The organism is Microbacterium abyssi, assembly GCF_015277895.1.
GTDB lineage: Bacteria > Actinomycetota > Actinomycetes > Actinomycetales > Microbacteriaceae > Microbacterium > Microbacterium abyssi.
Window position 1 is genome coordinate 2,035,185 of record NZ_CP063815.1, and the last position, 19,539, is coordinate 2,054,723.

The 19,539-nt window shown below is 67.1% G+C and carries 20 protein-coding genes; 8 read left to right on the top strand and 12 right to left on the bottom strand.

The window, feature by feature from the left end; all coding sequences use genetic code 11:
* The first annotated feature begins 24 nt into the window (after positions 1-24).
* Positions 25-945, top strand: coding sequence for a 5'-3' exonuclease (locus tag IM776_RS09880; protein ID WP_194419894.1), 921 nt, complete (start codon positions 25-27; stop codon positions 943-945).
* A 20-nt stretch (positions 946-965) separates the two neighbouring features.
* Here the strand turns inward: IM776_RS09880 and IM776_RS09885 are convergent, their stop codons facing one another.
* Genes IM776_RS09885 through trpD form a run of 3 tightly spaced genes read right to left on the bottom strand, consistent with a single transcriptional unit; the run spans position 966 to position 4,267 of the window.
* Complete coding sequence (locus IM776_RS09885) at positions 966-2,213, bottom strand: MFS transporter (RefSeq protein ID WP_194419895.1); 1,248 nt, start codon at positions 2,211-2,213, stop codon at positions 966-968.
* Entirely contained in the window at positions 2,210-3,196 is a 987-nt protein-coding gene (locus tag IM776_RS09890) for a PHP domain-containing protein (RefSeq protein ID WP_194419896.1), read from the bottom strand. The genes IM776_RS09885 and IM776_RS09890 overlap by 4 nt, the downstream gene beginning before the upstream one ends.
* Before the next feature lie 6 nt (positions 3,197-3,202).
* Positions 3,203-4,267 carry an anthranilate phosphoribosyltransferase gene (gene trpD / locus IM776_RS09895; protein ID WP_194419897.1) on the bottom strand — a complete coding sequence of 355 codons (1,065 nt, stop codon included), beginning with the start codon at positions 4,265-4,267 and terminating at the stop codon, positions 3,203-3,205.
* Between the two features lie 181 nt (positions 4,268-4,448).
* On the opposite strand from trpD, the gene ctaE reads away from it, so the two are divergent.
* The 6 genes from ctaE (at position 4,449) to IM776_RS09925 (ending at position 9,919) form a co-directional block, all read left to right on the top strand.
* A complete protein-coding gene (gene ctaE / locus IM776_RS09900; protein WP_194419898.1) occupies positions 4,449-5,102 on the top strand; it encodes an aa3-type cytochrome oxidase subunit III in 654 nt (217 codons plus the stop codon).
* A gap of 20 nt (positions 5,103-5,122) precedes the next feature.
* A complete protein-coding gene (gene qcrC, locus IM776_RS09905; RefSeq protein ID WP_194419899.1) occupies positions 5,123-5,926 on the top strand; it encodes a cytochrome bc1 complex diheme cytochrome c subunit in 804 nt (267 codons plus the stop codon).
* Between the two features lie 36 nt (positions 5,927-5,962).
* Complete coding sequence (gene qcrA / locus IM776_RS09910; RefSeq protein WP_194419900.1) at positions 5,963-7,039, top strand: cytochrome bc1 complex Rieske iron-sulfur subunit; 1,077 nt, start codon at positions 5,963-5,965, stop codon at positions 7,037-7,039.
* Positions 7,036-8,865: a cytochrome bc1 complex cytochrome b subunit gene (gene qcrB / locus IM776_RS09915; RefSeq protein WP_194419901.1), complete on the top strand. Its 1,830-nt coding sequence runs from the start codon at positions 7,036-7,038 to the stop codon at positions 8,863-8,865. Before qcrA ends, qcrB begins: the two co-directional genes overlap by 4 nt.
* A 76-nt stretch (positions 8,866-8,941) precedes the next feature.
* Positions 8,942-9,490, top strand: coding sequence for a GNAT family N-acetyltransferase (locus tag IM776_RS09920; RefSeq protein WP_194419902.1), 549 nt, complete (start codon positions 8,942-8,944; stop codon positions 9,488-9,490).
* A 9-nt stretch (positions 9,491-9,499) separates the two neighbouring features.
* Positions 9,500-9,919 carry a rhodanese-like domain-containing protein gene (locus IM776_RS09925; protein WP_194419903.1) on the top strand — a complete coding sequence of 140 codons (420 nt, stop codon included), beginning with the start codon at positions 9,500-9,502 and terminating at the stop codon, positions 9,917-9,919.
* Between the two features lie 74 nt (positions 9,920-9,993).
* Here the strand turns inward: IM776_RS09925 and IM776_RS09930 are convergent, their stop codons facing one another.
* The 5 genes from IM776_RS09930 to IM776_RS09950 all read right to left on the bottom strand — a co-directional run bounded on the left by IM776_RS09930 (position 9,994) and on the right by IM776_RS09950 (position 15,036).
* Positions 9,994-10,428 carry a cytochrome c oxidase subunit 4 gene (locus IM776_RS09930; protein ID WP_194419904.1) on the bottom strand — a complete coding sequence of 145 codons (435 nt, stop codon included), beginning with the start codon at positions 10,426-10,428 and terminating at the stop codon, positions 9,994-9,996.
* Between the two features lie 3 nt (positions 10,429-10,431).
* A complete protein-coding gene (ctaD, locus tag IM776_RS09935) occupies positions 10,432-12,177 on the bottom strand; it encodes an aa3-type cytochrome oxidase subunit I (RefSeq protein ID WP_194419905.1) in 1,746 nt (581 codons plus the stop codon).
* Between the two features lie 5 nt (positions 12,178-12,182).
* Entirely contained in the window at positions 12,183-13,088 is a 906-nt protein-coding gene (gene ctaC / locus IM776_RS09940) for an aa3-type cytochrome oxidase subunit II (protein WP_194419906.1), read from the bottom strand.
* Between the two features lie 96 nt (positions 13,089-13,184).
* Positions 13,185-13,547: an iron-sulfur cluster insertion protein ErpA gene (gene erpA, locus IM776_RS09945; RefSeq protein ID WP_194419907.1), complete on the bottom strand. Its 363-nt coding sequence runs from the start codon at positions 13,545-13,547 to the stop codon at positions 13,185-13,187.
* A gap of 79 nt (positions 13,548-13,626) precedes the next feature.
* Positions 13,627-15,036 carry a dipeptidase gene (locus IM776_RS09950; RefSeq protein WP_194419908.1) on the bottom strand — a complete coding sequence of 470 codons (1,410 nt, stop codon included), beginning with the start codon at positions 15,034-15,036 and terminating at the stop codon, positions 13,627-13,629.
* Between IM776_RS09950 and IM776_RS09955 the strand changes: the two genes are divergently transcribed.
* Complete coding sequence (locus IM776_RS09955; protein WP_194419909.1) at positions 15,035-15,646, top strand: DUF3043 domain-containing protein; 612 nt, start codon at positions 15,035-15,037, stop codon at positions 15,644-15,646. The two genes, IM776_RS09950 and IM776_RS09955, sit on opposite strands and share 2 nt — an antisense overlap.
* Positions 15,647-15,695: 49 nt before the next feature.
* Here the strand turns inward: IM776_RS09955 and IM776_RS09960 are convergent, their stop codons facing one another.
* From IM776_RS09960 to IM776_RS09975, 4 genes are read right to left on the bottom strand one after another with little or no spacing between them, the layout of a single operon-like run.
* Positions 15,696-16,718, bottom strand: coding sequence for a quinone-dependent dihydroorotate dehydrogenase (locus IM776_RS09960; RefSeq protein WP_194419910.1), 1,023 nt, complete (start codon positions 16,716-16,718; stop codon positions 15,696-15,698).
* Between the two features lie 10 nt (positions 16,719-16,728).
* Positions 16,729-17,205: a transcriptional regulator NrdR gene (nrdR, locus tag IM776_RS09965; protein WP_194419911.1), complete on the bottom strand. Its 477-nt coding sequence runs from the start codon at positions 17,203-17,205 to the stop codon at positions 16,729-16,731.
* A gap of 4 nt (positions 17,206-17,209) precedes the next feature.
* Positions 17,210-18,538: a histidinol dehydrogenase gene (gene hisD, locus IM776_RS09970; RefSeq protein WP_228479706.1), complete on the bottom strand. Its 1,329-nt coding sequence runs from the start codon at positions 18,536-18,538 to the stop codon at positions 17,210-17,212.
* Position 18,539: 1 nt separating this feature from the next.
* Positions 18,540-19,535, bottom strand: coding sequence for a hypothetical protein (locus IM776_RS09975; RefSeq protein WP_194419912.1), 996 nt, complete (start codon positions 19,533-19,535; stop codon positions 18,540-18,542).
* Between the last annotated feature and the right edge of the window lie 4 nt (positions 19,536-19,539).

The window sequence follows — 19,539 nt, forward strand, 5'->3', positions numbered from 1 at the left end:
GTCGCCCTGTGACATGCTGAACGCATGAGCGACAAGCTGATGCTGCTGGACACCGCATCCCTCTACTTCCGGGCCTTCTACGGCGTGCCCGACAAGGTCAAAGCCTCTGACGGCATGTCCGTCAACGCCGCCCGCGGCCTGCTCGACATCATCGCGAAGCTCGTCACGCTGTACGAGCCCACCCACATCGTCGCCTGCTGGGACGATGACTGGCGCCCGCAATGGCGCGTCGACCTGATCCCGACCTACAAGACGCATCGCGTCGTCGAGGTCGTCGAGTCCGGCCCGGATGTCGAAGAGGTGCCTGACCCGCTCGAGGCGCAGATCCCGCTGATCCGCGAGGCTCTCACCACGCTCGGCATCCCGATCATCGGCGTGACCGCACACGAGGCCGACGACGTCATCGGCACCCTCGCCACCCGCTCGAGCATGCCCGTCGACATCGTCACCGGCGACCGCGACCTCTTCCAGCTGGTCGACGACAGCCGCGGCATCCGTGTCATCTACACCGCCCGCGGGATGAGCAACCTCGAGATCCTCACCGACGAGTCCGTCGTCGCGAAATACGGTGTGCTGCCGACGCAGTACGCCGATTTCGCGACCATGCGCGGCGACGCGTCCGACGGGCTCCCCGGCGTCGCCGGCGTCGGTGAGAAGACGGCTGCCACGCTGCTCAAGGCGCACGGCGACCTCGCCGGCATCCGGGCTGCAGCCGCCGCAGGCGAAGGCATGAGCTCCGGTGTGCAGGCGAAGGTGCTCGCCGCATCCGAGTACCTAGACGTCGCCCCGACGGTCGTCGAAGTGGCACGGAACCTCAACATCGAGGTGCCCGTAGAACCGGTCCGCGCGCTCGACGACGTTCAGACCACGGCAGCAGAGGCCCTCGCCGAGCAGTGGAATCTCGGCGGCTCGATGCAGCGCGCGATCAGCGCCCTGAACCGGTGACCCGTTCCCGGGCCGTTGATTCAGCGGCGCCGGAACGCCACGACCATCGCCGACATCAGCGCGACGGTATACACCAGCACGACGCCGGCGATCGCGAGCAGCGGCACCTGCCATCCCCCGCTCCCCTCGCGCATCGCGCCCATGATCGGCGCGCCGAGCGCAGCGAAGGCATACCCGCACCCCTGCACCAGCGCCGACATCGTGGCGGCTTCGCCGTCCGACCTCGACACGCGCACCAGCCCGGTGAAGATCAGCACGAATCCGCTCGAGTGCGTGATCGCGCCGAACGACGCCCAGACGCCCGCCAGCTCGGGGGCGATCAGCATCCCGACCACCATCACTGCGAAGAGCACGCCCAGCAGCAACGCGGAGTAGACCGCGCCGACGTACCGCATGAGCAGCGGAGCGATCATTGCGCCGACGATCGCGACGCCCTGGAACAGCGATGAGAGGGCGCCCGCTGCCGCGGCATCCACGTCGGTCGTGTCGAGCAGGATCGTCGGCAGCCACGTCGACATCGCGTAGTAGACCGTCGACTGGGAGGCGAACGCCGCCACCAGAAGCCAGACGATCGGACGCCGGATGGTCGCCGCGAAGCGGCTGTCGACCACTACCGGCATCGGTCCGGTAATGCTCGCCGCGTCCGCGCTCGGACCGGGACGCGACTCGGCCACATCGCCCGACGCACGCTCAGCCGAGCTCCAGGAGCGCGATCGCAGGATGTGGACGATCCACAGCGCGAGCCCGATGACCGTGAATGCGCCCCACAGCAGCAGCGCCAGCGACCACCCGGTCGCCTCCGCCAGCGGCACGGTCGCGAGAGCCGTCAGCAGCGAGCCCGCGTTCAGCGTCGCCGTGTACACGGCTGTCGCGACGGCGGTGCGCGCCGGCGGCAGGTCGCGTCGGATGATGACCGGGATCACGACGTTGCCGATCGTGATCGCCGCGCCGATGATGACCATGCCCGCGAGCATCGACCCGAACCCGGGGAGCGCTCGCACGAGCGTTCCGACCATGACACCGGCGAGTGAGAGGAGGAGCGCGATCTCGGCTCCAGCTCGGCGGATCACCAGCGCGGCCAGCGGCGTCATCACCGCGAACATGATGACAGGGGCCGTCGTCAGCAAGCCGGCGGACGCCGAGCTGATCCCGAGATCGTCGATGATCTCCGGCAGCACCGGCGTGAGCGCGATGATCGGTGCGCGCAGGCTGAGGGCTGCGACGAGGATCCCGATGAGGACCAGCCACGGGACGGTGCGTCGTGTCATTCCGCCCAGGCCCTCAGGCGTTCCAGTCCCCACGTGGTCACGATGCGCTCCGCGGGAACGCCGGCGTGCTCGGCACGTTCGGCGCCGTAATCGAGAAGCGAGAGCTGTCCAGGTGCGTGTGCGTCCGAGTCGATCGAGAACAGGCATCCGGCATCCAGTGCCATCGCGATCAGCTCGTCCGGCGGATCCTGCCGCTCCGGTCGCGAGTTGATCTCGACCGCCACACCGTGCTCTGCGCAGGCATCGAAGACCGCCCGCGCATCGAACTGCGACTGCGGTCTGGTGCCGCGCTCGCCCTGCACGAGCCGGCCGGTGCAGTGCCCGAGCACGTTCACATGCGGCTGAGTCACGGCGGCAAGCATGCGCCTCGTCATCTCACGCGATTCCATGCGCAGTTTCGAGTGCACGGATGCCACGACGATGTCGAGTTCGTCGAGCAGCGCGGGATCCTGGTCGAGCGCACCGTCCTCGAGGATGTCGACTTCGATGCCGGTGAGCGTCGTGAAGCCTTCGACTGATTCCGCCCGCACCTGCGGCAACTGCTCGCGCAGGCGCTCGGCTGATAGGCCCCGCGCCACCCGCAGCCGCGGCGAGTGATCCGTGATCGCCAGGTACTCGTGCCCGAGCGCCCTGGCCGCAGCGGCCATGACGCCGATGGGCGTCGTGCCGTCCGACCATTCGGTGTGCGCGTGCAGGTCGCCGCGCAGCTTCGCCCGCAGGGTGGACGTCCTCTCCGGCTCGACTTCACCGCGCAGATCGACCAGGTACTCGGGAACTTCGCCAGCCTGAGCCTGCCGGATCACCGAGAACGTCGACTCGCCGATTCCCTTGGCGGCACGAAGCCGCGTCGGGTCGTCGACGATGTCCTGCGGCAGCGCCTTCAGCGTCGCGGCCGCCTGACGGAACGCCTTGGCGCGGTAGCGCGATGCGCGTTCGCGCTCGAGCAGCGACGCGATCTCCAGCAGCGCGTCAACGGGGTCCATGGCGTCTCACGCTGCGGCGAGTTCCCGAGTGGCCGTGACCCAGGCGTCCAGCTTCGCGGCTGCGCTGCCGTCGTCGATTGCGGCCTCGGCGCGCGCGTAACCGTCTCGGAGGCGCTCGAGGATCGGACGCGTCGCCTGCGTGGCATCCTGCGCGAGCTCGTACGCGACGATGCCCGCCGCGGCGTTGAGGAGGACGATGTCGCGCACAGGCCCCTTCGTGCCGGCCAGCGTGTCGCGGAGCACACCGGCGTTGTGCTCGGGCGAGCCGCCGATGAGATCGGCGAGATCCGCCGTGGGGATGCCGAGATCACGAGGATCGAGGTCGTGCTCATGGATGTCGCCGCGCGACACCTCCCAGATCCGGCTGTGGCCGGTGGTGGTCAGCTCGTCGAGCCCGTCGTCGCCGCGGAACACGAGCGCTGTCGCACCACGCGTACGGAAGACGCCGGTGATCAGCGGTACGCGCTCGAGCTGAGCGACGCCGACCGCGTTCGCCTCGGCGCGCGCCGGGTTGCAGAGCGGGCCGAGCATGTTGAACACGGTGGGGACGCCCAGTTCGCCTCTGGCGGCGCCGGCGTGCTTGAAGCCCGGGTGGAAGGCGGCCGCCCACGCGAAAGTGATGCCGGTGCGATCGAGCACCGCGGCGACGTCCTCGGGAGAGATCGACAGCTGCAGGCCGAGTGCACCGAGCACGTCAGACGACCCGGACGAAGAACTGGCCGCACGGTTTCCGTGCTTGACGACCGGGATGCCCGTCGCACCGATGATGATCGCCGCAGTGGTAGAGACATTGACCGTGCCGACTCTGTCCCCTCCAGTGCCGACGATGTCGAGCACGTTCGCGGACACGGGGAGCGGCACGGCGGCTTCCAGGATCGCGTCGCGGAATCCGACGATCTCGTCGATCGTCTCGCCCTTGGCGCGCAGAGCGACCAGGAACCCGGCCAGTAGCGCGTCGGAGACCTTGCCCTGCATCACCTGGCGCATCGCCCAGGTCGACTCCCAGACACTGAGATCGCGCCCCTCCAGAAGAGTGGTGAGGACGTCGGGCCAGGTCGGGGAATCAGCCATGACAGAGATCCTATCGGCGCGAATAAATTCCTGGTGCGCGGCCCGTCGCTGTGCGATCTCCGGTTTCCGTTGAATTCACCGAGGATTCGCAGTGTTTTCTTAGGGTCCCCTAAGTCTACGAACACCGAAACGGGGATGCCGGGTGCAAGAATCACGGCCGCGGATCGGCCATAATGGAGGGGTGACCACCTCAGCGACCTATGCCCCGGCGGCAAGAACGATCAAGCGCCCGAATCCGGTAGCTGTCGGCACCATCGTGTGGCTCGGCAGCGAGGTGATGTTCTTCGCGGGACTGTTCGCGATCTACTTCACCCTTCGCAGCACCTCCCCCGAACTCTGGGCGGACCGCACCGAGCTGCTGAACGTCCCGTTCGCCGCCGTCAACACGGCCATCCTGGTGTTCTCCTCCGTGACGTGCCAGATGGGCGTGTTCGCGGCCGAGGACATGCAGGCCTACCGCATCAAGAAGGGGCAGCTCAACGGCGCAGGACGCCGTCGCCTCTTCGGCTGGGGAATGGTCGAGTGGTTCTGGCTCACCTTCGCGCTCGGCGCGATCTTCGTCTCCGGTCAGGTCTGGGAGTACGCCCAGCTGGTCGCCGAGGGGCTGCCGATCCAGGCTGACTCCTACGCGTCGGCCTTCTACCTGACCACGGGCTTCCACGCCCTCCACGTCACCGGCGGACTCATCGCGTTCCTGCTCGTCATCGGACGCGCGTTCGCGGTCAAGAACTTCACGCACAAGGAGGCGACCACCTCGATCGTCGTGTCTTACTACTGGCACTTCGTCGACGTCGTCTGGATCGTGCTGTTCTTCGTCATCTACTTCCTGAAATAAGAGCGGAGCTGACCTGCGAAATGGCACGAGAGAAGAAGCGTCGCTCGAACGGACGCCGTAGCCCCCTGGCCGCTGCGGCGCTGATCGGTGCGGGACTCCTGATCACCGGCGGCATCTACGCCGGCGCGTCCGCGGCGATCGCCGCGACCGAGACCCCGACGGCGGCGAGCACTCAGCTCACGGTCGACGACGGCGAGAAGCTGTTCCAGGCGAACTGTGCGACCTGTCACGGTCTCGACCTGCAGGGAACGGACAACGGCCCGAGCCTCTATGGCGTCGGCGAGTTGTCCGTCGAGTTCCAGGTCGCCACCGGTCGTATGCCGCTGCAGATGCAGGGACCACAGGCTCCACAGAAGCCTGTGCAGTTCACGCAGGACCAGATCGAGGCCATGGCCTCCTATGTCCAGTCAGTCGCCCCCGGACCCACCTACCCCGCTGACGAGATCCTCGACGGCGAAGGCGACGTGGCTCACGGCGCCGAGCTGTTCCGGATCAACTGCGCCATGTGCCACAACGTGGCAGCGGCCGGCGGTGCTCTCACCGAGGGCAAGTACGCCCCGCCGCTGACCAGCACCAGCGCCCTGCACATCTACGCGGCCATGGTCACCGGCCCGCAGAACATGCCGGTGTTCGGCGACATGAACCTGTCGGACGAGGACAAGCGCGACATCATCTCGGCGCTGCTCTTCCAGCAGCAGGAGGTCCAGGTCGGCGGCTTCACGCTGGGCTCGCTCGGACCCGTCTCCGAGGGCCTGTTCATCTGGATCTTCGGCATCGGCGCCCTCGTCGGCGCGACCGTGTGGATCACGGCGAAGTCCAACTGACGCATATTCATCGAAGAGGAACGTACGAGGAGCACCATGGCACACGACGACGACTCGCAGGCCCTTGACAGGGCCTACCAGCCCTCTCCGGGGCTGGGTGTCGCAGTCAGCGATCCCGTGCAGAACCCGGGTCTGCCGCCGCACCGCGAGCGGATGACAGACCTGGACCCGAAGGCCGAGAAGCGCGCGGCACGGACTGTCTACACGCTGTTCTACCTGTCGCTCGCCGGAAGCATCTGGGCCGTCGCTGCGTACATGCTGTTCCCCATCGAGGACGGCTCGATGGCGGCGATCCGCAACAACAACCTCTTCATCGGTCTCGGCATCGCCCTGGCGCTGCTCTCGATCGGCCTCGGTGCGATCCACTGGTCCAAGGCGCTGATGAGCGACAAGGAGTTCATCGAGCACCGGCACCCCACTCGCGGCAAGGACGCGACGCGCGAGGCCGCGATCCAGGCATTCGCCGAGGCGAACGAGGAGTCCGGCTTCGGGCGCCGCGTGATGATCCGCAACTCACTGATCGCCGCTGTGGTCGCCTCCGTCGTTCCCGGTGTCGCACTGTTCCGCGGGCTCGCACCGCACAGCACCCCCGAGAACCCCACGGCAGGCGACCCCGTCGCACTGCTGAAGCACACGATGTGGGCTGAGGGCCAGCGCCTGGTCCGCGACCCGGACGGCACGCCCATCCGCGCGGCAGACGTCACGCTCGGCTCGGCTTTCCACGTGATCCCCGAGGATCTGGCAACCCTGTCGCACCACGACGGATACCTCGAGGAGAAGGCCAAGGCCATCGTGCTGATGATGCGCCTCCGTCCTGAGCAGCTCATCGAGTCCGAGGAGCGCAAGGACTGGTCGTACGACGGCATCGTCGCTTACTCCAAGGTCTGCACCCACGTCGGCTGCCCGGTGGCTCTCTACGAGCAGCAGACGCACCACCTGCTTTGCCCCTGCCACCAGTCGCAGTTCGACGTCACCGACCACGCCAAGGTCATCTTCGGCCCGGCCGCGCGTCCGCTGCCCCAGCTGCCGATCACGGTCGACGACGAGGGCTACCTCGTCGCGCGCAGCGATTTCGAAGAACCCGTCGGCCCGAGCTTCTGGGAGCGCCATTGAGCACCGCAACGCTGTCCAAAGAGGACAAGGACAACCAGGCCCCCCTCGGCGGCCGCTTCGTCGGCGCCGCGTCGAACTACATCGATGAGCGCACCAGCCTCTCCGGCTTCGTCAAGGAGCTGGGCCGCAAGATCTTCCCCGACCACTGGTCGTTCATGCTCGGCGAGATCGCGCTGTGGAGCTTCGTGGTCGTGTTCCTGTCCGGAACCTTCCTGACGTTCTTCTTCGAGGCCTCGATGGTCGAGACGCACTACACCGGCGCCTACGCACCGATGCGCGGCATCGAGATGTCCGCCGCGCTCGAGTCGACGCTGCACATCTCGTTCGACCTGCGCGGTGGCCTGCTGGTTCGCCAGATCCATCACTGGGCCGCTCTGGTGTTCGTCGCCGGTATCGGCGTGCACATGCTCCGCATCTTCTTCACCGGTGCGTTCCGCAAGCCGCGCGAACTCAACTGGGTGATCGGCTTCGTGCTGTTCATCCTCGCGCTTGCCGAGGGCTTCACCGGCTACTCGCTGCCGGATGACCTGCTCTCGGGCAACGGCCTCCGCATCATCGACGGCATGGTGAAGGGCATCCCGCTCATCGGCACGTGGACCTCCTTCCTGCTGTTCGGCGGCGAGTTCCCCGGCACCGACATCGTCGGCCGTCTGTACACACTGCACATCCTGTTGCTGCCACTGCTGGTGATCGGCCTCATCGTCGTGCACCTGATGCTGATGGTCATCAACAAGCACACTCAGTTCGCCGGGCCCGGCCGCACGAACGACAACGTCGTCGGCTACCCGATGATGCCGGTGTACATGTCGAAGATGGGCGGCTTCCTGTTCATCGTCTTCGGTGCGATCGTGCTCATCGCGACGTTCTTCCAGATCAACCCGGTCTGGAACTACGGCCCGTACGACCCCTCCCCCGTCTCGGCAGGTACGCAGCCGGACTGGTACATCGGCTTCGCCGACGGCGCGCTGCGCCTGGCCCCGTCGAACTGGGACATCGTGTTCCTCGACCACACCTGGTCGTTCGGCATCCTCGTGCCTGTCGCGATCCTCGGACTGTTCATCGTCGCCGTGGCGATCTACCCCTTCATCGAGGCGTGGGTGACCGGCGACAAGCGCGAGCACCACATCGCCCAGCGCCCGCGCAACGCCGCGACGCGTACCGCGATCGGCGTGGCCGGTGTCATCTTCTACGCGGTGATGTGGGCTGCGGCCTCGTCCGACCTCATGGCGACACACTTCCACCTCACCATGGAAGGCGTCATCCACACGCTGCAGGCTCTGCTGTTCCTCGGACCGATCATCGGCTACTTCGTCACCAAGCGCATCTGTCTCGCGCTGCAGAAGAAGGACCGCGAGATCGTGCTGCACGGTTATGAGTCGGGCCGCATCGTCCGCCTTCCCGGCGGGGAGTTCATCGAGGTCCACCAGCCGGTCGACAAGTACGACCGCTGGAAGCTCATCGACGTCGACGGTTACGAGCCGCTCGTGGTGCGCCCGAACACGAAGGGCCGCATCCCGTGGACGCAGAACCTGCGCTCCTCGCTCTCGCGCTGGTTCTACGAGGACCGCCTCTCGCCGCTGACCCAGGCCGAGGTGAGTGCCGCAGATGCCCACCAGCACCACGTCACGACGCATATGGACGAGGCTGAGGCTGCCGAGATCCAGGGCGCTCACGAGCGCGCAGGCGCTCCTGACGCCCCGCTGTACCCGACCGAGACGCACGTCGACGAGACGGCGAACACGCCGAGTTCGGTGATCGCCACCGAGCCGGACGAGGACTCGCGGGAGAACAGAACGACGAAGCAGGAGGACGTGGACGGCGAGTAACGCGCCTCTCACCCTCCTCGATGGCCCCGACGCGATCTGCGTCGGGGCCATCGGCGTATCTGGAAGGATCCAGAGCATGCCCTCCACCCGCATCCGGATCTCCGGACGACCGTCAGACTTCTCTCTTGCCGCCGACATCGAGGCGGCGGCCGATGAGCTGCTGATCGGCCACCTGCATGCGGTCGACTGGCCTCCGGTCGACAGCGGGCAGGAGCGGATGGCGATGCCCGGCTTCCTGCTGCTCGCGGAAGAGGAATCCGACGGCTTCGTGGTCGGCTTCGCCCATGTCCTGGAGATCGACGGCTTCGTCCACCTCGAGCAGCTCGCGGTGCTGCCTGCACACAGCCGACGAGGCCACGGACGGATGCTGGTCGAGGCGGTCCTCGCAGAGGCAGTCGCACGCGGGTACACGGAGATCACGCTGCGCACCTACCGCGATGTGCCCTGGAATGCTCCGTTCTACGAGAGTTGCGGATTCCGTCGCAGCGATCCTGCCTCTCCCTTCCACGAGCATCTCGTGGACGTCGAAGCGCGTGTCGGTCTTGAACGGTACGGTGAGCGCATCCAGATGACGGCACGGCTCGATCGCTCCGGCCGCAGATCGGCATCGGAGCCGAAGTCCTAAGCTGGAGCCATGATCGAACGCGCTGACTACTTCGCCGCAAAGCTCGCCTACGAGACCGACGCCAGCGATCTGTACGCCCGCCAGAAGGCCGGAGATGGCGTCGTGATCATCGACGTGCGCTCGGATGAGGCATGGGCGCAGGGGCGCGTCGCAGGCGCCGTGCACATGCACTACAGCGAGATCGCTGCCAGAGCACATCAGGAGATTCCCCGTGGCGCCGATGTGGTGGTGTACTGCTGGAGCCCCGGATGCAACGCCGGCGCGAAGGGCGCTCTGGAGTTCGCCAAGCTCGGCTACCCGGTGCGCGAGATGATCGGCGGCTTCGAGTACTGGGCACGCGAGGGATACCCGGTCGAGGACCACGACGGCGTCCATCGCCGGCCGATCGACCCGCTCACCGGTGTGCCTCGACTCCGCACCCGACCCTGAGAAGTCTCGGCTGCGACCAAGCACGAAGAAGCCCTCCGGACGCATCCGGAGGGCTTCTGACGTGCGAACGTGTCTCAGCGGGCGAAGTGGCCTCGGTAGTACTCGTAGACCCACCCGACGATCGCGACCGCGAAGATCGCAATGCCGATCGGGAGCAGGAAGTGTCCCACCGCCATGCCGATCAGGAAGACAGCGGCGGATGCGGCGAGCACGAGCGGCCACCAGGACCACGGGCTGAACTCGCCGAGTTCCGGGTCACCGTCGTCGATGTCGGCGGTCAGGATGTCCTCGGGCAGCTCGCCGCCCTGCGCCTTGTGCGTGCGCTGCAGGTAGACCGCGACCATCGCAGACATGAACATGCCGAAGAACAGAGCGACCGTGCCGACCCACTCGACGCTCATTGGGCCGGTCAGTTCCGGGTAGGCGAGGATGTGCCACACCGTGTAGCCGGTACCGACCACGAAGAAGAAGCCGGCGAGGAGCCACCACAGAATGATGTTTGAACGCATGATTTACTTCGCCTCTCCGCTCGCATCCGAGACGCCGGACGCGGCGACTCCGACCGGGTGCTCCGCGGCCTCAGGGTGGTTCAGATCGAAAGCGGGCCGCTCGCTGCGAATACGCGGGATAGAGGTGAAGTTGTGCCGCGGCGGAGGGCAGCTGGTCGCCCACTCGAGCGACGCGCCGTAGCCCCACGGATCGTTGACCGTGACCTTCGGCGCCTTGCGGGCCGTAATCCACACGTTCAGGAAGAACGGCAGCATCGAGGCGCCGAGGATGATGGCGCCGATCGTCGACACCTGGTTTCCCCAGGTCCATCCGTCAGCAGCCGAGTAGTCGGCGTAGCGGCGGACCATGCCGTCCACACCCAGCCAGTGCTGGATGAGGAACGTCATGTGGAAGCCGACGAACAGCATCCAGAAGTGCACGTAGCCCAGACGCTCGTTGAGCATGCGGCCGGTCCACTTGGGCCACCAGAAGTAGAAGCCGGAGAACATCGCGAACACGACGGTGCCGAACACCACGTAGTGGAAGTGCGCGACGACGAAATACGAGTCGCTGAGGTGGAAGTCCAGCGGCGGCGACGCCAGGATGACGCCGGTAAGACCACCGAAGACGAACGACACCAGGAAGCCGAGCGCGAACACCATCGGCGTCTCGAAGGTCACGGACCCTCGCCAGAGCGTTCCGATCCAGTTGAAGATCTTCACACCCGTCGGCACCGCGATGAGCATCGTCATGAGCGCGAAGAACGGCAGCAGCACGGAGCCCGTGACGTACATGTGGTGCGCCCACACGGCCACGGAGAGCGCTGCGATCGCGATCGTCGCGTACACGAGCGTCTTGTATCCGAAGATCGGCTTGCGGCTGAACACCGGGAACACCTCGGAGACGATGCCGAAGAACGGCAGCGCGATGATGTACACCTCAGGGTGGCCGAAGAACCAGAACAAGTGCTGCCACAGCAGCACGCCGCCGTTCGCTGGGTCGTAGACGTGAGCGCCGAGGATGCGGTCAGCAGCGGCGGCGAAGATCGCAGCGGCGAGCACGGGGAACGCCATCAGGATCAGGAGGCTCGTGATGAGCGTGTTCCACGAGAAGATCGGCATGCGCCACATGGTCATGCCTGGTGCTCGCATCGTGATGATCGTGGTGATGAAGTTCACCGCACCGAGGATCGTGCCGAAACCGGACATGCCGAGCCCGACCATCCACAGGTTTCCACCGGCACCGGGCGAGAACGACGCGTTCGCCAGCGGCTGGTAGGCGAACCAGCCGAACGATGCAGCGCCCTGAGGCGTGAGGAAGCCGGCGACGGCGATGATCGAGCCGAAGCCGAACAGCCAGAACGCGAAGGCGTTCAGTCGCGGGAAGGCGACGTCGGGGGCGCCCAGCTGGAGCGGGAGGATCGCATTCGCGAATCCGGCGAACAGCGGCGTCGCGAACATCAGCAGCATGATCGTGCCGTGCATCGTGAACAGCTGGTTGTACTGCTCCTTGGTGGGGACGATCTGCATCCCGGGAGCGAACAGCTCGGCGCGAATGACGAGCGCCATCACGCCACCCAGCAGGAAGAACAGCACAGACGTGATCAGGTACATGTACCCGATCGTCTTGTGGTCAGTGGACGTGAGCCACTTGACGACGATGTTGCCCTTCTCCTCCGTGCGGGAGGAGCTCAGCAGAGCGGCCTGACGAGCCGGGATCGCGGTGGGGCGAGCGCCAGGAGCCTGGCTGGGGGCCTCAGTTGTTGACATGAGGATTACTCTCCCTCTTCCTCGGAGTCCGTTCCCTGGGCACCCGTGCCCGGGAGATTGCCGAGTCGGTCGTAAGCGTCGTTTATGTCGCCGACGTTGCCCTCCTCGCGGAGCGACTCGACGTATGCGTCGTATTCGTCCTGCTCGACGACCTTGACGTTGAACATCATCATCGAGTGGTATTCGCCGCAGAGCTCGGCGCACTTGCCGTCGTACTCGCCGACGCGGGTCGGGATGAAGGACCAGGAATTGTCCTTCCCGATGTACATGTCTTTCTTGTACAGGAAGTCGATGATCCAGAACGAGTGGATGACATCGCGCGACTGCAGGCTGATGTGCACCTTCTGGTCGACCGGAAGCACCAGCGTGGGCAGCTCTTCCTTGTCGACGTTGCCATCGGCATCGGGCTGCGCCTGGATCCCCATGGTCCACACGGCGTCGGACAGATCGTCGTCCTCGCCGGCGTACATGAAGTCGAACGCCCACTGCTTGCCGATCGCCGTGATCTCGACGTCCGCGTCGTCCCACTGCGTCTCGATCTCGGCCTGGTCGCGCGCCGTGAAGAAGAACATTCCCATGACGAGGATCAGCGGGATGACCGTGTAGAAGATCTCGATGGGCATGTTGTACCGCATCTGCACCGGCAGGCCGGTCTGGCCCTTCCGGCGACGGTACGCGATCGCAGCCCAGCCCATCAGGCCCCACGTGATCACGCCGACGGCGAGCAGCACGATCCAGGAGTTGACCCAGAGCGACGCGACACGGTCGGTCTGGTTCGTGGCGGCGGTGCCGTCTTCCACGAAGCCCGGGAGGAACCCGTGAAGCTCGGTGGGAGAGCATCCCGCCAGGACCACGGCTGCTGCAATTCCTACCGGAACTGCAGCCCAACGAAGGCGGCGTTTCGAGGGCACGATACACCTTTCAAGATCGCGGACAGGGCTCATCCCAGTCTAGGGCAAGCTCACACCTGATTCATGCCAACCACGCAGGTCGGACACGGCTGACGTTCAGTGGAAGCTGTCGCCGCAGGCGCAGCTTCCGGCCGCGTTCGGGTTGTCGATCGTGAAGCCCTGCTCCGAGATCGTGTCCTTGAAATCGATGGCTGCGCCGTCGAGGTAGGGCACGCTCATGTTGTCGACGATGACCTCTACGCCGTCGAACTCGACGGTCTCATCGCCATCCAGGTAGCGCTCGTCGAAGTAGAGCTGGTAGATCAGGCCGGAGCATCCGCCGGGCTGGACCGCCACGCGCAGTCGAAGATCCTCGCGGCCCTCCTGCGCGAGAAGGTTCTTCACCTTGGTGGCGGCAGCGTCCGTGAGGGTGACGCCGTGTGCGGTCTTGGTCTCGGAAGTGATGGTGGTGTCGCTCATGTCGCTCCTTGTGACGCGCCGCGCATGCGCACGGCTGGTGATGCGATTCTACCGTCGAGGGCTGAAGAAGGCTCCGGGTTCAGAGCGTGGCGGCGTTCATGCGCGCGAGCAGCAGCGCCTCGGTGGCGATCGCGTGACGGAAGGTGTCCAGGTGCAGGGACTCGTTCGGGCTGTGCGCGCGCGAATGCGGGTCCTCCACACCGGTGACGAGGATCTGCGCTTCTGGGAACTCCCGGACGAGATCGGCGATGAACGGGATGGATCCGCCGACACCGAGATCCACGGCATCCTTGCCGTAGCCGTCCGCCATCGCCTGACGGGCGAGGCCGACGGCCCACCCGCTGGTGTCGACGAGGAAGCCGTCCCCTAGGTCGACGTCGGAGAACGTCAGCTCGGCGCCGAACGGCGCGTTCGCACGCAGGTGCCTCTCCAGCGCCGCGTAGGCCTCTTCACCGGTCTGGCCGGGGGCGACTCGGGCGCTGATGACGACGGTCGCCTCGGGAAGGAGGGTGTTGGACGCCGATTCGACGCTGGTCGCGTCGATGCCGATGACGGTGACGGCCGGCTTGTTCCAGATGCGGCTGAGGATGCTGTCCCTGCCGATCGGCGTGGTGCCGGACAGGAGTCCGGCCTCATCGCGCAGCGTCTCCTCCGAGTACTCCGGGGTAGGTGCGTCGCGCTCGGTCATCCCCTCCACCGCGACGGCCCCGTCGGCATCCCACAGAGTCGACAGCAGACGCACCGTGGCCATCATGGCGTCCGGCACCGCGCCGCCGAACATTCCGGAATGCGACGCATGGTCGAGCGTGCGGACCTTGAGCGTGAAGCGGGCGTTGCCGCGCAGCGAGACGGTCAGACCGGGCGTCGTCGAGTCCCAGTTCCCGGAGTCGGCGACGACGATGGCGTCCGCCCGCAGAGCCTCCGCGTTGTCGCTGAGGAACTGCGCGAACGAGCGGGAGCCATACTCCTCCTCGCCCTCGATGAACAGCGATATGCCGAGCTCGAGGTCGTCGCCGAGCGCCTCGCGCACCGCGCGAAGTGAGGCGATGTGCGTCATGATCCCCGCCTTGTCGTCAGCGGCGCCCCGACCGTACAGCCGCCCGTCGCGCACGGTCGGCTCGAACGGCGGCGTCTCCCACAGCGCGTCGTCACCGGGAGGCTGAACGTCGTGGTGCGCGTACAGCAGGATGGTCGGCTTGCCTCCTCGTGCGGCCCTGGTCGCCAGCACGGCGGGCTGACCGTGCTCGTCCGTCCCGGGGATCGCGGCGCGAAGGACGCGAACCTCGTCGAAGACGCCGGTCGCCTCGGCGAGAGCCGCCACGCGCTCGGCGCTGCGCTCGAGCTGCGTCTGCTCGAACGACGGCCAGGCGATGCCGGGGATGCGCACGAGATCACCGAGATCTGCGAGCGCGCTCGGGATGCTGATCGCCACGGCTTCGCTGACGGCGGATTCGATGGCGGGGTCTGCGGTGGGCGGCACGGAGGTCATGCGAGTAATCTTAAGGCTTCACCCGAATCTTGATCCGAGGAGTCCCGTGGCCGCTTCCACCCCATCGACGAACGACGAGTCCGCCGAGACGCCGGTCGTCGGCAAGGGACGGCCGACTCCGAGCCGCGCCGAGCAGGAGGCAGCCCGCCGTCGTCCGCTCGTCGCGGACACCAAGGAGGCCCGTGCTGCGGCGAAGGCCCAGCTGCGCGAGCAGCGCGAGCGCGCACAGGCCGGCATGGCCGCCGGTGAGGACAAGTACCTTCCCCCGCGCGACAAGGGGCCGCAGCGACGCTGGGTGCGCGACTACGTGGATGCCGGCTGGCACGTGTCCGAGTGGGTGATGGCGCTGATGGTCATCGTCATCCTGGTCTCGCTCGTGCCCAACCCGACCTTCTCGTTCTACGCCTTCGTCGGCCTGTGGTGCTTCATCATCGTCGCCGTGCTCGACATGATCCTGCTGGGCGCGCGCGCGAAGCGGAAGGCCGCCGCGAAGTTCGGCAAGGAGCGCCTCGAGAAGGGCCTCGGCTGGTACGCCGCGATGCGGTCGCTGCAGATGCGCTTCATGCGCCTGCCCAAGCCGCAGGTCAAGCGCGGACAGTACCCCGCCTGATCCCGCTTTCCCTGCGGGTCGTTGAGCGAGCGTTAGCGAGTCGAAGCCGCTAACGCCGCCTGAGCTCACGGCTGATCTGACGGGCCCAGAACGGGCCGCGGTACAGGAACGCCGTGTATCCCTGCACGAGCGTGGCACCGGCATCCAGCCGCTCCTGGACGTCGGACGCGGTCTCCACTCCCCCGACGGAGATGACGCAGAAATCGCTCGGAACCGCCGCGCGCACGACGTGCAGCACCTCCATCGAGCGCTCCCGCAGCGGCGCACCGGACAGCCCGCCGGCGCCGGCGGCTTCGACGACCGCGGCATCCGTCTTCAGGCCCTCGCGGCCGATGGTCGTGTTGTGCGCGATGATCCCGTCGAGCCCCTCCGCCACGGCGAGCCGTGCGATCGCCGCGATCTCGTCGTCCGACAGGTCGGGCGCGATCTTCACCAGCAACGGGGTCGAGCCCGCCGCCGTCTTCACCGCACGCAGCAGCGGTGCGAGTGTCTCGACCGCCTGCAGCCCGCGCAGTCCCGGAGTGTTGGGGGATGACACGTTGACGGCGAGGTAGTCCGCGAGCGGGGCGAGCTTCGTCGCGCTCGCGACGTAGTCTGCGGTGGCGTTCTCGACCTCGATGATCCGGCTCTTGCCGATGTTCACGCCGATGATCGTCTTAGGACGGCGCCGGCGCAGCTTCGCGAGGCGCTTCGCCGCGGCATCCGCCCCGGCATTGTTGAAGCCCATCCGGTTGATGACGGCGCGGTCGGGCACGAGGCGGAACAGGCGCGGCTTGGGGTTGCCCTCCTGCGGAATGGCGGTGACCGTGCCAACCTCGACGTGCCCGAAACCGAGCGCCGCGAGCCCGCGCACGCCGACGGCGTTCTTGTCGAAGCCGGCCGCGACGCCGAACGGCGAGTCGAACGTGAGCCCGAGCGCCGACACCTTGCTTTCTGCCTCGGGCGCACACAGGGCACGGGTGATCCACGCGAACGGCGGCGCGCCGAGCCCGCGGATCACTGCCATGCCGGCGTGGTGCGCGAACTCAGGGTCGAAGCGCGACAGAACGGTGCGGAAGAGGAGGGGATACATCCCTGCCAGATTACCGGTCGGCCGTGGCCACCCCGGACTCGGCATGATCGGCGCGCAGATCGGTGATCGCGCTTTCGAAGTCCTCGAGCGATTCGAACGCCTGGTAGACGCTGGCGAAACGCAGGTAAGCGACCTCGTCGAGGTCGCGGAGCGGCCCGAGGATGGCCAGTCCGATCTCGTTCGCATCGAGTTGCGATACGCCGGTCTGCCGCACTGCCTCCTCGACGCGCTGCGCGAGGATCGCGAGGTCTGCCTCGGTCACCGGGCGCCCCTGGCATGCCTTGCGGACGCCCGAGATGACCTTGTCACGGCTGAACGGCTCCATGACGCCGGAGCGCTTGATCACGTTGAGGCTGGCCGTCTCGGTGGTGGTGAACCGGCCGCCGCACTCCGGGCACTGCCTGCGCCGACGGATCGAGAGACCGTCATCGCTGGTTCGCGAATCGATCACGCGGGAATCGGGATGACGGCAGAACGGGCAGTGCATGGTGTTACAGCGTAGTCGTTCCCCCGGCGTCAGCCTGGAAGCGCGCTTCGATGGCTTCGCCGTGCCCCGGGAGCACCTCGGTATTCGCCAGGGCGACGACGCCCTCACGGACGGCGGCGAGAGCGGCGTGATCGTAGGAGATGATCTGCTGCGGCCGCAGGAACGTGTAGGCGCCGAGCCCCGGCGCGTAGCGCGCCTGTCCCCCGGTCGGCAGCACGTGATTGCTGCCCGCCATATAGTCGCCCAGACTCACCGGTGTCTGGTCGCCGACGAAGATCGCGCCGGCGCTGGTGAACGCGGATGCCGCCTCCGGCGCGTCTTCGATGTGGAGCTCGAGGTGCTCGGGTGCGTAGGCGTTGCTGAACGCCGTGGCCATCGCGCGATCGTCGACGAGGACGATCGCGGACTGCTCGCCCGCCAGCGAGACGCCGACGCGTTCCGCGTGCTTCGTGGATGCTGCGAGCCGAGCGACCTCGGTGACGACGCGCTCGGCGAGACTCTCGTCGTCGGTGACGAGCACCGCCGACGCCTGCTCATCGTGCTCCGCCTGGCTCACGAGGTCGGCGGCTATGAGTCGCGCGTTCGCTGTGCGGTCGGCCACCACGAGGATCTCTGTCGCGCCCGCTTCGGAGTCTGTGCCGACGACGCCGGCGACGGCCCGCTTGGCAGACGCGACGTAGTTGTTGCCAGGGCCGGAGAGGACATCGACCGGGTCGAGGCCGAGATCCTCCACGCCGTACGCGAACGCGCCGATCGCGCCGGCGCCGCCGATGGCATACACCTCGGTGATGCCGAGCAGCCCGGCTGCGCCGAGAATCGTCGGGTGGATGCGGCCGTCTTCGGTGTGCTGCGGCGGCGACGCGAGGGCGATGTGCTGGACTCCGGCGACCTGCGCCGGAACCGCATTCATCACCACGCTCGATGCGAGCGGCGCCTTCCCGCCGGGGATGTACACGCCGACACGGTTCACCGGCTGCCAGCGCTGGGTGATGAGGGCGCCGTCGCCGATCTGTGTCACTCGGGTCTCCGGCACCTGCGCCGCAGATCCCAGGCGCACGCGGCGAATCGCTTCTTCGAGCGCCGCCCGGACCTCGGGGGCGAGAGCGGCGACGGCATCCTGGATGTGGCTTGCCGGCACGCGGATCTCGTGCCCGGTGACGCGGTCGAACTTCTCGGCCTGGGCGCGCAGTGCGGCTTCACCCTCGGTGCGGACGTCCTCGACGATGCGCGCTGCGGTCTCCAGGGCCTCGGCACGCGCCTGCGTGGCGCGTGGAACGGCGGCGAGCATGTCTGCCGGCGAGAGCTTCCGCCCCCGCAGATCGATCGTGCGCACGTCAGCCTCTCGTGATGTCTGCGATGTCGTGCAGGTAGCCGACGCGTCCGTCGTCGTGGCGCACCAGGTAGGCGCCGCCGCGATCCTCGATCACGAGGACCCAGGCCTCTGGCCCGACGCGGAAGAGCGCTTCACCGGCCTCGTCGAACACGTCGCGCTCGGTGGGGGCGAGCACCCAGAACGGCTGACCGAGCGCCTCGTCGGTTTCGTCGCCGCCGCGCGATGAGCGGACGTAACCGGGGACGTAGTCTTCGTCGAGCTCGGGTGCGGTGCCGAGCGCTCCGCCCGAGGCGTGCCCGGTCAGCGGCATGCTCTCGCCGAATCCCGGCTGCTCGGCGTCGTGCGTCGTGTCATCCACGAACTCGTCTTCGATGGCAGCCAGTGCCTCGTCTGCCGCAGCAGGAGCGGCGACCACGCGCTCCGGCTGGGGACGGGCGACGACCGGACGCACCGGATTCGCGTTGCGATGTGCGAGCGTGACCAGGCGCCCGCGGAAGTCGTCGCGCAGGCCCGGGATGATCGGCGCGCAGACCGTGAGCACCACCAGCATCAGCAGGACGACCACCTGCACCCACGGCACCCAGACGTTCAGCGAGGTGCCGGTCTGGGCCATCGCTGCGACGTACTGCCAGAGCTGCTGGATCCACCAGACGGCGGCGACTGAGAAAGCCACGGATGCGAACTGATCGATGCCCAGCGAGCCGACCCGGCGGATCCCCTCCGGCGAGAACCGGCGGAGGACGATGAGGAAGACGGCGACCGTCGGCACCCCGAGCGGCAGGATCCAGGCGATGCCCTGCGTCCACAGAGCCGGACTCCACCCGATCGGGAAGAACGACGTGACGAACACGACCAGCCAGGCGGCGACGATCAGCAGTTCGCGGACGGTGAATCCGAGGACACCGTGCTGAGGCGCGACTTCTTCTTCGTAGAGGACGCCGTCCTCTTCGGTGAAGGGCTCTTGCGTGAAGGACTCATCCGGTATGTCCGTGCTCATGTGT